This is a genomic window from Plectonema cf. radiosum LEGE 06105 (assembly GCF_015207665.1).
GTDB classification, from domain to species: domain Bacteria; phylum Cyanobacteriota; class Cyanobacteriia; order Cyanobacteriales; family Nostocaceae; genus Rivularia; species Rivularia radiosa_A.
Genome location: NZ_JADEWL010000176.1, coordinates 1 through 12,492, shown reverse-complemented (window position 1 = coordinate 12,492; position 12,492 = coordinate 1). Strand labels below are relative to the sequence as shown.

10 protein-coding genes are annotated in these 12,492 nt (G+C 39.6%); 9 read left to right on the top strand and 1 reads right to left on the bottom strand.

Translation table 11 applies throughout. The annotated features are described in order from the left end of the window. Window positions 1–103: 103 nt before the first annotated feature. Window positions 104–4,021 (bottom strand): pre-peptidase C-terminal domain-containing protein, encoded by a 3,918-nt coding sequence (locus tag IQ247_RS28560; RefSeq protein ID WP_193925152.1) that lies wholly within the window; start codon window positions 4,019–4,021, stop codon window positions 104–106. Between the two features lie 878 nt (window positions 4,022–4,899). On the opposite strand from IQ247_RS28560, the gene IQ247_RS28555 reads away from it, so the two are divergent. The 9 genes from IQ247_RS28555 (at window position 4,900) to IQ247_RS28515 (ending at window position 12,322) form a co-directional block, all read left to right on the top strand. Further along, on the top strand, window positions 4,900–5,754 hold the full coding sequence (locus IQ247_RS28555) for a class I SAM-dependent DNA methyltransferase (RefSeq protein WP_193925150.1): 855 nt from the start codon (window positions 4,900–4,902) through the stop codon (window positions 5,752–5,754). 80 nt (window positions 5,755–5,834) lie between these two features. Then, on the top strand, window positions 5,835–7,319 hold the full coding sequence (locus tag IQ247_RS28550) for an aspartate aminotransferase family protein (RefSeq protein ID WP_193925148.1): 1,485 nt from the start codon (window positions 5,835–5,837) through the stop codon (window positions 7,317–7,319). Window positions 7,320–7,391: 72 nt separating this feature from the next. Next, entirely contained in the window at window positions 7,392–7,649 is a 258-nt protein-coding gene (locus IQ247_RS28545) for a hypothetical protein (RefSeq protein ID WP_193925146.1), read from the top strand. 508 nt (window positions 7,650–8,157) lie between these two features. Beyond that, window positions 8,158–8,484, top strand: a complete 327-nt coding sequence (locus IQ247_RS28540) for an MbtH domain protein (protein ID WP_193925144.1) — start codon at window positions 8,158–8,160, stop codon at window positions 8,482–8,484. Window positions 8,485–8,486: 2 nt separating this feature from the next. Further along, window positions 8,487–8,699 carry an MbtH family protein gene (locus IQ247_RS28535; RefSeq protein ID WP_193925142.1) on the top strand — a complete coding sequence of 71 codons (213 nt, stop codon included), beginning with the start codon at window positions 8,487–8,489 and terminating at the stop codon, window positions 8,697–8,699. A 32-nt stretch (window positions 8,700–8,731) separates the two neighbouring features. Next, window positions 8,732–9,205 (top strand): hypothetical protein, encoded by a 474-nt coding sequence (locus tag IQ247_RS28530; protein ID WP_193925136.1) that lies wholly within the window; start codon window positions 8,732–8,734, stop codon window positions 9,203–9,205. Between the two features lie 115 nt (window positions 9,206–9,320). Beyond that, window positions 9,321–9,896: a 3-methyl-L-tyrosine peroxygenase-related protein gene (locus IQ247_RS28525; protein WP_193925135.1), complete on the top strand. Its 576-nt coding sequence runs from the start codon at window positions 9,321–9,323 to the stop codon at window positions 9,894–9,896. Next, window positions 9,893–11,071 carry an MFS transporter gene (locus IQ247_RS28520; RefSeq protein ID WP_193925134.1) on the top strand — a complete coding sequence of 393 codons (1,179 nt, stop codon included), beginning with the start codon at window positions 9,893–9,895 and terminating at the stop codon, window positions 11,069–11,071. Before IQ247_RS28525 ends, IQ247_RS28520 begins: the two co-directional genes overlap by 4 nt. Window positions 11,072–11,128: 57 nt before the next feature. Beyond that, window positions 11,129–12,322: a tyrosinase family protein gene (locus tag IQ247_RS28515; protein WP_193925132.1), complete on the top strand. Its 1,194-nt coding sequence runs from the start codon at window positions 11,129–11,131 to the stop codon at window positions 12,320–12,322. The last annotated feature ends 170 nt before the right edge of the window (window positions 12,323–12,492 follow it).

Below are 12,492 nucleotides of genomic sequence, written 5' to 3'. Positions count from 1 at the left end.
TTTAACTCCTCACTCCTAACTCCTCACTCCTCACTCCTAACTCCTCACTCCTCACTCCTAACTCCTCACTCCTCACTCCTAACTCCTAACTCCTAACTATTCCCTAACCAAACGCAAAGTTATCCGCATTCAAGCTAGCTGCACCAATACCTTGTAATATCGCTAAATCGGAACCATTCGCAGCAATCAAGGTATTATCTTCCTGTTGAGTAATGCTCAAATCATCAAAGCCGATTCCTAAGCCAGCGATACCAAGCACATCTTCACCTAAAGTAAAGTCAGTTATGATATTCGCGGAGTCGGGAATTTCGGCAGTAGCAATCCAGAATTGGTCTGCACCAGCTCCACCAGTAATAATATTATCACCACCACTCATGGCAAAGAATTTGTCGTCACCTGCACCACCGATAAGGCGATCTCCGAAGGAGCGAGCGAAGCTATCGCCACTTCCGAGAATAAAAGTATCGTTACCGTTGCCACCGTAAATCCGGTTACTACCCGTGCTACTAATCGAAGCGTCAATTAAGTCATCGGAACTACCAGCAAAAATCAACCCATTACTACCTTCAACTTCGATAGTATCTCCTTCGAGGGAACCGAATACGGGTTGAGTAGTGGGTTGTTCTGGGACATTGCCCGGAGTTAAACTCACATTGAGGTCGTATTCACCGAAGAAAACGCCAATTTCGGGGAAAATCCAGCCGCTACCTCTGGTTAGATTATTGTCAACTAAGGGGTCATAGTCGCGGTTGCCAAGCTGGCTAATCCCCACATAGTAAGTACTACTTTCTGATGCGGTAAATTCAAGATAGGGATCGCGGCTAAATTCTTGACCGGGGGCTGCTGTGTTGTTGACGCTGGCTAACTCGTTACCGTCGGCATCAAATAACCGCAGTTCGGAGTCTAAACGTTGTTCAATTCCTGGAAATTTAGCTGACTCAAAAGGAATGGAGTCAACATCAATTTTAACTGTATCTCCTGCCTTCAAATTGAAGGAGTACAGATCAACATCTTCTGTTGGGTCTTTGATATCAGTGAAGAAATCTTCATTAGGTTCAAGAGAACTAAGCCTTGCCCTGACCGTAGCATTAGAATTTTCGGGATTAAGATTTAGGTCAACAGCTTGAGCAATCGTGTCATTAGAATCAGACTCTTCGGTTGGGGAAGGAACTTGTTCTGGAATATCTACCAGTGTAATTATTGCTTCACTCACATCAAATCTGGTTCGGTAACTTTCACCTTCAACCAAGGAGAACGTTGCTGTTCTAAGTCCTTCGACTTCACCATCTGACAACAGAGGTAGCTCAACTGTAGCGGTGGCATCAGTAATATTGAGCGAGAAACCCGTATCTGTGATTGCAGCAATTTCTCCTCCTGTTACGGTCAATGCATCGACATCAAACTCCGATAAGTTGGGAGCATCAACTGTTACCGTAACGCCCTCTGCCTCTGGAAATGCAGTCAGGTTGAAGGTCAATAGCCCTACTGCATTTTCCAATTCTACCAATACACCTGAATCGCTACTCAAGCTAACTTCTAGTAAGGAATCTGGGGTATCGGCAATGGTAAAATTGACTTCACTCGCATCACCATTAATTGTGTACAAAGGAGTTTCTTGCAGAGCAAAGCTGTAGCTTTGTAAACCTTCATCAAAGGGGTCTGCAAATACTGGTAGAGTAATAGATGCCTCTTGCTCAGTAATCTTGAAATAGAAACCAGTAACCCCTCCATTAGCAAGTGGGAAAACACCACCAGTGACCTGAGCATTTAACACGCCAAACTGTGGTAAAAGCCCTTCCGCCCCCTTGACATAAACTACTACGCCTTCTTCGGGAGGTGCTTCGCTAAGGCTAAAATTCAGCGTTGTTTCTGTTCCTTCAGATTCAATCAGCACGGTTTCGCTAATTGTCATACTCACGTCAGGAATGACGCTGGGTTCTGGAACTTGTTCTAAGCTGTCGTAAAAAGTGGTTGTAATTTGGCTATTACTGGGGCTAACACCATATCCTTCCCCTGCTTCTAGGAAAAAGGTTGCAGTTTCCGGACTATCTACTTCATTTTCGAGTGAGCCATCGTAGTATCTATTCTTAGCATTAAATGCTACATAAGTAGCAGCTTCAAAGATTCTTAGTTGAAATCCTGTTTCGATACCAGAATCATCAGTAACTACATCAATGAGCTCAGCACCTGGCGAGAAAGGTGTAGTGAACAAGGAGTTCTCTGAGAAATAATCTCGCAAATAGATATCACTGTTGACAGTAACAACTATTCCCTCTTCTGGAATTTCTCCCTCTGTTGTCAAAATTAAGGCTAAAACCGAACCTCGATCATCAAGATTCTCGACTAGACCGTCGCTGATTACTTCATCAGTAAATGGTGTAAGAGTTACATCCAAGAAATTCAATGAGACTGTTGGTTCGCCTGGTTGAGCCAAATCGACTGTGTTTGGAGGGTTATTGTTACTTCTGTTGCGTTTGGGTAGCTGGACAAGATTGTCTGGGTTGAGAGAAATATTTAGTTCATACTGACCAAAATTAGGAAAATCTACCCCGAAGTCTTCCCCACTTCCACTTGCAGGTACAAAAGGGTCATATCCAAGATTGGCATCTGGAAAAGTAACACGCCGGTTTTCAAGACCATTGGGAAAGGCAGCTACCCCAAGATAATATGTTCCATCTTGGGGCGCTCTAAATTCTATATAGGGGTCGAACGCTGTTGCAAAAAGTTCACCTGGTCCTGCACCTTGATCGCTGTAGGTTACAATATTGCCCTGGGCATCATAAACGTTCAAAGTAACGTCTGGAGCGCTGGGTAAAAAGCCAATAGCATTGACTTCAGAGATAGAAAGATTATCGTCAAATCCAGCACCAGCATCAATATCAAACGCTATGGCATCACCTGCTTTAAGATCAAACTTGTAGAAGTCAACATCTTCACTAGCATCGACATAGGTAAAGCTGCCATCTTCATTTTGATAACGGTTGCCGATATCAAATTTGACAGTTTCATTAATTGTGACCTCTGGATTATCCGAGCTAATTTCAATCTTACTTGCCAGAGAAATAATATCGTTCGGCTCGCTAAAATTAGCAGGAACTTCCGCACGAGTATCAACCAGCGTAAACTCACCACCACTTAAATCTTCATTCACCTCATACCCATCACCTGCTTCCAAACTAAAACTTGCCGTTTCTACACCCTCAGCTTCCCCATCAGCAGCAACGGGAAGATTAACTAAAGTGGTAAAATCAGTTAATCGAATATCAAAACCATCCTCTCGGACGTTGACAACTTCCCCACCATTACCAACTTCAATTGCATCTAAATCAAATTCACCTAAATTATCCGCTTTAACTCCAACTACTATTCCACCTTCAGGTATTGTCCCCCCAGTGATGTTAAATACGTGAGCCGAAACCGTCCCATCTTCTTCCACCAAATAATCGGGACCAGTATTTAAACTAACTAACGGTAAACCCGACGCTGGTGGTTCGGGGGTTGTAGGGGGTTGTGACTGCTCAGCAAGCTGGCTTTCTGAGTCGGCAAACAACACACTACTTGTTGCGGCATTACTATCAATTGTATAATCGCTGAGGTTGCCTACATCCCCCAAATCTTGAGAATCCACCTGCTCTTGAGTCTTCAGTTGAAACACCGCTTCTACCAAGCCATCAAAAGTTTCCGGTTGGAAGGTATCGGGTTCTTCGTTATCAAATACATTAATCGTAAAGCTCGCTGAAGTCGCTCCTTCATCAATAGTGAGGTAAAAGCCAGAATTGTCGAAATTAGTCCCAAGCAACGACGGGTTGATATTTTCAACTATTGGATTACCCCCAAACCCTGGCAAATCCAGACGATTGACAATTTGCTCGACATCGCTATCGACATAAACCTTCAAACCACCTTCGGGAGCAGGTTCATCCAACGAGAAGCTAACAGTTAACGCTGTCCCCTGGTCTTCAAGGAGCGCGTTAAGTTCGCCATCATAATTAGTAGAGGTAGAAAGGCTAACTTGTACCATTGTTAATTTTCTGTTATGTAAATATTATCTTTTTCCATGCAAAACCGAGCCAGCGCATTTGATTAAATACGCAAGCTCTCAAAACCCCCTCGGAATCAATTATAAGGAGCCAAAGCATAAGTCTACTGAAGTAGACTAAAATTCATACCTAGTCGTCTTTGGACGAATCAAAGTTATGAGACTCTTAATTGCATTCGGGGACGGTATTGAAAATGCTGCAAATTTCTAAATTCAAGGCATATTCGCGACTATTGCCAATAAATCTCAAATTTATATTTACGTGAATTTTACTATAAATTTCTGTTTATAGAAGTGTTTTTTATAAAGCTTTTATTAAGTAGGGGATATTTTGAAAAGATTAGGACTTACGCAATACCAACGTATACTGCAAACGGGTAAAATATGAACTTATGTCATACTGAGCGTAACGTAGTGCAGCAAAGTATCTCGGAGATTCTTCGCTTAGCTCAGAATGACAGTTTTAAACCGTTTTTAGTATAACTGCGTCATTACGAGCGGCAGCGACGTATATGTCTTATCGGACATATGCTTCCCTACACTGCGTTCCGGTCGCAATGACAAATCTTCGTTGCGTAAGTCCTGAAGATGTCAAGCAAGTATAGCGTTTTTTGCTTGACTGTGATAAGCTGCTTAACCTCACCCCGCCGTACTGCTCCCCTCTGCTTCGCAAGGAGAGGGGAAGGGGGTGAGGTTAAATTTTGTATCTCAATTAAATTAAATGTCAAGATATTGTAATCTTATTTACCTGTATTTCGAGAAACTATTATGCAATAATATCAGGAAGCGCAGATTCAATCATCCTATTGAGAATTTATTTTAATAAGTAAAACCGACTTCCGACAAACATCACAACTACTATGGTAAAGAGCGATCGCTATTCCAAATACGATACCTGGGCTTGGCTGTACAACCACACAATGGGACCGACATATGGTTTAGAGCAGCTGAAGCCAGTAAAACTTATGTTACTACCACATCTACCAAAAGACGCAGAATTACTTGACTTGTGCTGTGGAACTGGACATTTAATGCAAGCATTATTGCAGAAAGGTTACAGGGTAATAGGTTTAGACGGTTCGGAAGCGATGCTCGATTATGCTCATCAAAATGCACCCCAGGGAGAATTTATTTTAGGAGATGCTCGCACTTTTAAAGTTTCAGAACGTTTTGATGGAGTTGTTTCTAGTAGTGCTTCGCTAAATCATATTTTGAGCATTGACGAACTAAATCGTGTTTTTAGTAGCGTTTACCATGCATTAAAGCCGAATGGTTTATTTATGTTTGATTTAAACCATGCAGAACAAATGAAAAAATGGTGGAATAGTCAAGTTGCAGAAGGTGAAATAGAAAACCAACTTGCTTGGTACATCACCCCAAATTATGACTCTACAACAAGAATGGGTAATTTTAAAGTTACTATGTATCAAACTCCAACTAAGGGAAGAAGAAACGGTGGTTTGAAAAAGTTATTGTATAAATTGTTAAGCTTAAAATTATTAACTAGATTTCGTCTGAAAGTATTATCTAACTTTCAACAGTGGGAGGATTGGCAGCACTCAGAAATCACCTATGAAGTTAGAGGATATTATCCATCTGAGATAAAAACAGCATTAGAAGAAATTGGATTTACCCAAATTGAAATTAAAACCCTCGAAGGAAAACCAGAATTAGATAATAACCACTCAGCTTACTTCATCTGTCGAAAAAATTAGACCCTCAAAAAACCTCTGCGTGACTCCGCGTAAACCTCCGCGCTCCTCTGCGTTAAAAAAAATATTATTTCCAATTATCTATGACAATAACCAAAGACAAAACCAATTTACAAACACAACATTTAGAAAATTTAATCGCATCCTATACAAAGCGAACCCAAGCATCAAAACGCTACGCTCAAACCTATCGTCCGGTTTTAGCAGATAAAAGTTCTTTAGGATTAGGATTCTCTCCAGAAATAAAAGAGGTATGCTATCCAGTTGTTGTCGAAAAAGCTGCTGGTTCTAAACTCTGGGATATTGACGGCAACGAGTATACCGATATTTTAATGGGTTTGGGAATTAACTTACTCGGTCACAATCCGGAGTTTGTCAAAAAGGCGATCGCCACACAATTGGATAAAGGTTTCTCAATGGGATACCAAGCTGAGTTAGCTGGTGAAGTAGCTCAACTCATCTGCGAACTAACCAAAACAGAACGAGCAACTTTCAGCAACACGGGTACAGAAGCCATCATGAGTGCGATTCGCATGGCAAGAACCGTAACAAATCGCAATAAAATCGCTATTTTTACCAATTCCTATCACGGACACTCGGATAATACCTTAATTAGAGCGACATTTGCCCAGTATGCCAAACAAGCTGCAAGTCGTAAACTAGAAGGAAAAATCGCCAATGGTGGTTTAATATCTGGTTTATTGCGTCCCATACAATCGGGTTTGAAAAACAGCGTTAGTCCCAAAGGAGTTCCCGCAGCACCCGGTATTCCCAAAGATGTAGCGAAAAACGTCTTGGTGCTTGATTATGGAAATCCCCAGTCATTAAAAGTAATTGAAGCAAATAAAAACCAGTTAGCAGCGGTATTAGTGGAACCCGTGCAAAGTCGCTGTCCCCAATTACAGCCCAGAGAATTTTTACAGCAGTTACGAAGTGTAACTTCAAAGGCTGGTATCGCTTTAATTTTTGATGAAATGGTGACAGGATTTCGCATTCATCAGGGTGGTTCACAAGCTTGGTTTGGCGTTGATGCGGACATCGTTACCTACAGTAAAATCGTGGGTGGCGGTTTACCGATGTCCGTAATTGCTGGGAAAGCTGCTTACATGGATAGTATCGATGGTGGCACCTGGAATTATGGTGATGATTCTGCTCCCCAAACAAAAACAACCTTTTTCGCAGGTACTTTTTGTAAACACCCATTAGCCTTAGCAGCATCAAAAGCAGTACTTGAACATTTGAAAGCAGAAGGAGTAGAGCTACAGAAAAAATTAAATCAGCGAACATCCGAGTTAGTAGAACAATTAAATAATTACTTTGCAAAAGAAGGAATTCCTCTTACTTATACTCACTTTGGTTCCTTCTTTGCAGCAGATAATTCCCAGAGTAATATTTCCCCAATGGCGACAAATTTAATGTCATTTCATCTACTCATGAAAGGAATTCATTTACGACAAGGTGACAAAGGAGGATTTCTTTCCACAGCCCATACCGAACAAGATATTAACAATATTATTCAAGCTTTCAAAGACAGTGCAAAAGAATTACAATCAGCAGGCTATGTATAGCCCCACTAATAATTTATAGCTCTGCCTTCAACAAGGGGGGTTGGGGGGATAATTAATTACAGGAGATAAACAATGGCAACAATGGGTAAATACTGTAAAGCATACTTATTAAAACAGTTTCGCCAGTTTAATCAATGGAAAGAAAATCAAGAAGTAAATCAAGAACTAGCAGAAGATTCGGTTGTTTATTTACAAGAAAATTATGTTGTCACCGACGGAATTTATAAAGATGAAAATATTATTTTCGACAATGTAACAGACGATTGGAAACAATTTTGTCATAAAGTTCTAGAATTTGAAATACCTAATTATGAAGTTGTTAGTAGTTAGTTACGTAGGTTGGCTTCACGGCGCACGAATAATATTGATATCATTATTAAGATATAAATGCGCTGTAACCCAACATCTTACATTCAAAACTACGAAGTTGTTAGTAGTTAGTTACGTAGGTTGGGTTAGGCGCACGAATAATATTGATAATCATTATTAAGATATAAATGCGCCGTAACCCAACATCTTACATTCAAAACAAACGTTGGGTTACGACGCAAAACACATTTATTCGTTAATAATTAAATATTGTAGTGCGTCTAACCCAACCTACGAGCTACGAGCTTCCTTTGCGAAAAAAAAGAAGATAAATAATGAACGAACTTACATTCAAAACAAACGTTGGGTTACGACGCAAAACACATTTATTCGTTAATAATTAAATATTGTAGTGCGTCTAACCCAACCTACGAGCTGCATAGGAAAAATTCAACTTTCATGAAACCTCCGCGTCCCTTTGCGTTAACCTCCGCGTCCCTTTGCGTTTAAAAATAAAAAAAGATAAATAATGAACGAACTAGTACAAAAACTATCCCAAGGCTCGCATCCCGTAGAAGCCAGCATTAAACCAGAAAAAACCGTTACCGCATTCAAAGAAAGTATTGATCGCGGTTACATTCATATCAAATTCACCAATACTCAAGGAGGAACAGAATTAGGAATAAAATTTGATAGAGACGCTTCCGATTTAAGTGCAGCTAACTTCGAGCAAAAAACTGGTATTGTTCATGTAGTTGGTAATTTGACACTCAATTATGTACCCGTAAAATGTATTGCCGATATCGAATTAGAAACACTCACTGGTAAAGGACATCTAGAAATAATTGATAACTAATTATGAATGAAGATACAACTATATATACTGTGGTAATTAGTGAAGAAGAAGAATATTCAATTTGGTTTGAATATCGTGATATACCACTAGGTTGGCGTTCAGTTGGAAAAACAGGAACAAAACAAGAGTGTTTAGAATATATTAAACAAGTATGGACGGATATGCGACCTCTTAGTTTACGAAAAAAAATGGATGCATCTACCTCTAATACTTAAATAAAACCTAAAACTAATAGTGCTTAGAGGACATGAATCATTACGATCAACTTCAGCTTGATTTGCTTGTTCCTTGGGATTTACCTATTGATGAACAACTAAATGAAGCTGATACTGTTAAATTGTCTCAAGCACTTAGCCAGATATTGAAAGCACTAAAACAAGTAGATGCTTTTTCTGCGGTTGTTATTATTAAAAATGCCTTATCCAATTTGGATTCTCCCAATGTATTTCCGGCAAAAATATCTTCCACTAAATTAGCTCTTAAAAGCTGGGAGATACAAGATTTTGACCGTCATTTTGACGTAAATCATGTAGAAACTCAACAACCTGCTTTGTGTATTGCTAAAAGTTTGATGTTAGCCGTTTATCGAATGTTTGTTTTGTTAAATGAGCAAAATAATCATTTCGATTCACTTGCAGTTGAACGGCAGAAAACAGGATATATCAGCTATATTCGTTTGTTATCAAGAGTTTATAATTTAAGATTAGAGGAATCTCAATAATTATGGAAGATAATTTCAACGCAAAGGAACGCGTTCGCAAAGCGTCTCGCAGAGAAGGAAACGCGGAGGGACACAGAGGTTTTTTAATAAAATAAGTTCAAATAATAAATTGAAAATGGTAGATACACAAGAAGTTTGGAAAGGTTTTCACTGGTCGTTTTTTGTTAATGTTCAAGCATTAATTATCTGTCTACGTCGCTTTGAATTTAGTCTACTATTGGGAGATATTGTCACAGCAAAAATCGAATTAGAAACCGCAACAGATTTAATGCTAGCTAGCGGTGCATCAATGCAGCTAGCTGGTAGTTTTAGTAAACAGGAATATGAATCTCATATTCGTCCAAAAATGTCTCCTCCCTACGTTCAATCTGACAACTTTAGTGGTTTAATGTCTTGGGAACACGCTACTTTGATGCAGTTGTGGAAAAGGCTTAGTCCTACATTTAAGAATATGCCTGATGAACTGGAATCTACACACGAAAAATTTGTCATAGCATACTTTGAATTAGTCGCAGATCATAAAGCTGTGTGTAAAAAATTTGGCGGAGATGAAGCTGGTAGTTTACGGTTTGAAAAAGGCACAGCAGTTGATACCTTAGATAAGTTCGGACAAATTCGCACCAAACATATAAATCCTAACGGTAAATCTATTAGTCGCTGTCCTTTCCACAATCTCCATCAAAACTCGTGAAAGCATTACTTGCTCAAAAGCTTCCTCGTAACGTTTGGTTTCTAGGCTTTGTCAGCTTACTAACTGATGTTAATTCTAAAATGGTTCAGTCTATTTTACCTTTGTTTCTGGTTTCTGTCTTAGGAGCAAATTTAGTTACAGTAGGTGTAATTGAAGGAATTGCTGAATCTACCGCTTCTATTATTAAAATATTTTCCGGCGCACTTAGCGATTACTGGGGAAGACGCAAAGAACTCGCTGTAGCTGGATACGGTTTATCAGCATTGGTAACTCCACTATTTGCGATCGCAACTACTCCAGCTTGGGTTTTGTTAGCTCGTTTCGCTGATAGAGTAGGTAAAGGAATTCGCGTTGCTCCCCGCAATGCATTAGTTGCTGATGTAACTCCACCTCCTCAACGCGGTGCTGCTTATGGTTTGCGTCAATCTCTGGACACCATTGGTGCTTTTAGCGGACCATTTATTGCTGCTGGATTATTATTCTACTCAAATCAGAATTTTCGCTTAGTATTTTGGTGCGCTGCGATACCAGGGTTAATGGCGATCGCACTTTTAACTTTCGGCGTAAAAGAAGCTCCTAGAAGCTCCGATCAGAAAAGCAATCCTTTACAGTGGAAGGTTCTCAGAAGCTTGGGAAAAAATTATTGGATGTTATTAGCAGTAGCGCTGTTGTTTAATTTGGGTAACTTTAGCGACGCATTTTTATTATTACGAGCCAAAGAAATAGGAATTGCGACAAATCTTATTCCCTTAAGTTTTGTAGTCATGAATATTACCTATGGCTTAAGTGCTTATCCCATCGGCGTACTTTCAGATAGAATAGGTCGTAAAGGACTACTAGTCAGCGGATTTACATTATTTGCTTTAGTTTATTTTGGTTTTGCGATCGCTCAAACAGCTTGGCAAATTTGGATACTTTTTGCACTTTGCGGTCTTTACTTAGGTAAAACTCAAGGTTTATTATTAGCCTTAGTTGCAGACAAAGTTCCCGACAACTTACGAGGTACAGCATTCGGAATGATTAACCTCGTCACTGGAATTGCACTATTACCCGCAAGTCTTTTAGCAGGCACATTATGGGAAAAACTCGGTTCTCAGACAACATTTATGGTTAGTAGTGGATTTGCGATCGCAGCAATCGTATTACTAATATTAACTTTTCCAGAGAATAATTAATATACAAAACTCTGCGTACCTTCGCGTTTGCCTTTACTTGCCTCTGCGTTTAATAAAATGCTAAAAAAAATATCATTAATTAAATTTGCGCTAATTACCATAATCACAGCCGTACTAATTTTTATAATTTACAAAATAACTTCCAATTCACAATACTATCATCCCCCATCCCCAACAACAGAAATACCACAGCTAGTTTATCCCCAACCTGTTTCAAATAACCTCCAGATACGCAAAAGTGTCACTCAACTCACATCAAAAGAAAAACAAACTTTTGTCAAAGCAGTAAAACAATTAAAAAATACATTTCCACCAGATAGTAGTATCAGCCTCTACGATCAATTTGTTCTGCAACACGTCTTAACAATGGGGTTCCGTAAACAGTTGGGAGCAACAGGTAAAGCCGAAGGAAATCCCGCTCATGCACAACCAGCATTTTTACCTTGGCATCGTCAATTTTTATACCAATTTGAGCAAGCATTACAGAAAATAGAGCCTAATGTTACCGTTCCTTATTGGGATTGGACTGACCCCAAAGCATTAGATGTAATATTGCAACAAGACTTTTTAGGACCCAACGGTCAAGGAAGCACAATTGATATTCCTGGAGTTGGAAAATTTACAGGAGGTAAAGTTTTAAGTGGTAATTTTGCTGAGTGGACACTCAACGAAAATATTCACTTTGACCCGATTAGAATGACTTCCTTGGGTTCAAACTTAATCCGATTTGTGAAAATGCCTCCTTGTGATTATCCCATACCCAAAGCATCAATCGAACAACTGTTTAAATTCCATAACTATGAAATCTTTAATGCCTTAATAGAAGGAGCATTGACACTCAACAACCAGAATCAATATATTCCAGGCTGGACATTGCACGCTTGCGCTCACTCAGTCATCGGCGGTAGTATCATCGATAAAGATAACCCCATGAGACAAACTAGCATCTTGGGTACAATGGATAGCATTCCCAGTTCTCCCTATGATCCGATTTTCTGGTTAATTCATGCCAACGTAGACCGTCTTTGGGCAGAGTGGCAAGATAATGGACATACAGGCGAAAAATTCTATCCCTCCAAAGACGTACCTTTTGGACATAATCTTCATGACCCAATGTGGCCCTGGGATGGAGGATTATCTACACCCGGAGATTATGGACTAGGAAACATTAAGTCTTTATTGATAACAATGAAAGAAGTTGTCACACCAGCAGATATGCTTGATTTTAGAAAATTGGGATATAGATATTAGGAGTTAGGAGTTAGTACCACCGGAGTTATGAGTTATGAGTTAATAAATAGACATCTCCGAAAAAGAATGTAGAGACGCGAAATTTCGCGTCTCTACAAGGTTTCTGGATGACGCATAATTAATTTCCACCAGATGTCTAATAATTATTTCTCTCCCCCATCCCCCCATCC

What these genes read in the sequence shown, in the direction of transcription:
- IQ247_RS28560 (WP_193925152.1), bottom strand. Translation starts at nt 4,021, where the DNA reads ATGGTACAAGTTAGCCTTTCTACCTCTACTAATTATGATGGCGAACTT.
- IQ247_RS28555 (WP_193925150.1), top strand. Translation starts at nt 4,900, where the DNA reads ATGGTAAAGAGCGATCGCTATTCCAAATACGATACCTGGGCTTGGCTG.
- IQ247_RS28550 (WP_193925148.1), top strand. Translation starts at nt 5,835, where the DNA reads ATGACAATAACCAAAGACAAAACCAATTTACAAACACAACATTTAGAA.
- IQ247_RS28545 (WP_193925146.1), top strand. Translation starts at nt 7,392, where the DNA reads ATGGCAACAATGGGTAAATACTGTAAAGCATACTTATTAAAACAGTTT.
- IQ247_RS28540 (WP_193925144.1), top strand. Translation starts at nt 8,158, where the DNA reads ATGAACGAACTAGTACAAAAACTATCCCAAGGCTCGCATCCCGTAGAA.
- IQ247_RS28535 (WP_193925142.1), top strand. Translation starts at nt 8,487, where the DNA reads ATGAATGAAGATACAACTATATATACTGTGGTAATTAGTGAAGAAGAA.
- IQ247_RS28530 (WP_193925136.1), top strand. Translation starts at nt 8,732, where the DNA reads ATGAATCATTACGATCAACTTCAGCTTGATTTGCTTGTTCCTTGGGAT.
- IQ247_RS28525 (WP_193925135.1), top strand. Translation starts at nt 9,321, where the DNA reads ATGGTAGATACACAAGAAGTTTGGAAAGGTTTTCACTGGTCGTTTTTT.
- IQ247_RS28515 (WP_193925132.1), top strand. Translation starts at nt 11,129, where the DNA reads ATGCTAAAAAAAATATCATTAATTAAATTTGCGCTAATTACCATAATC.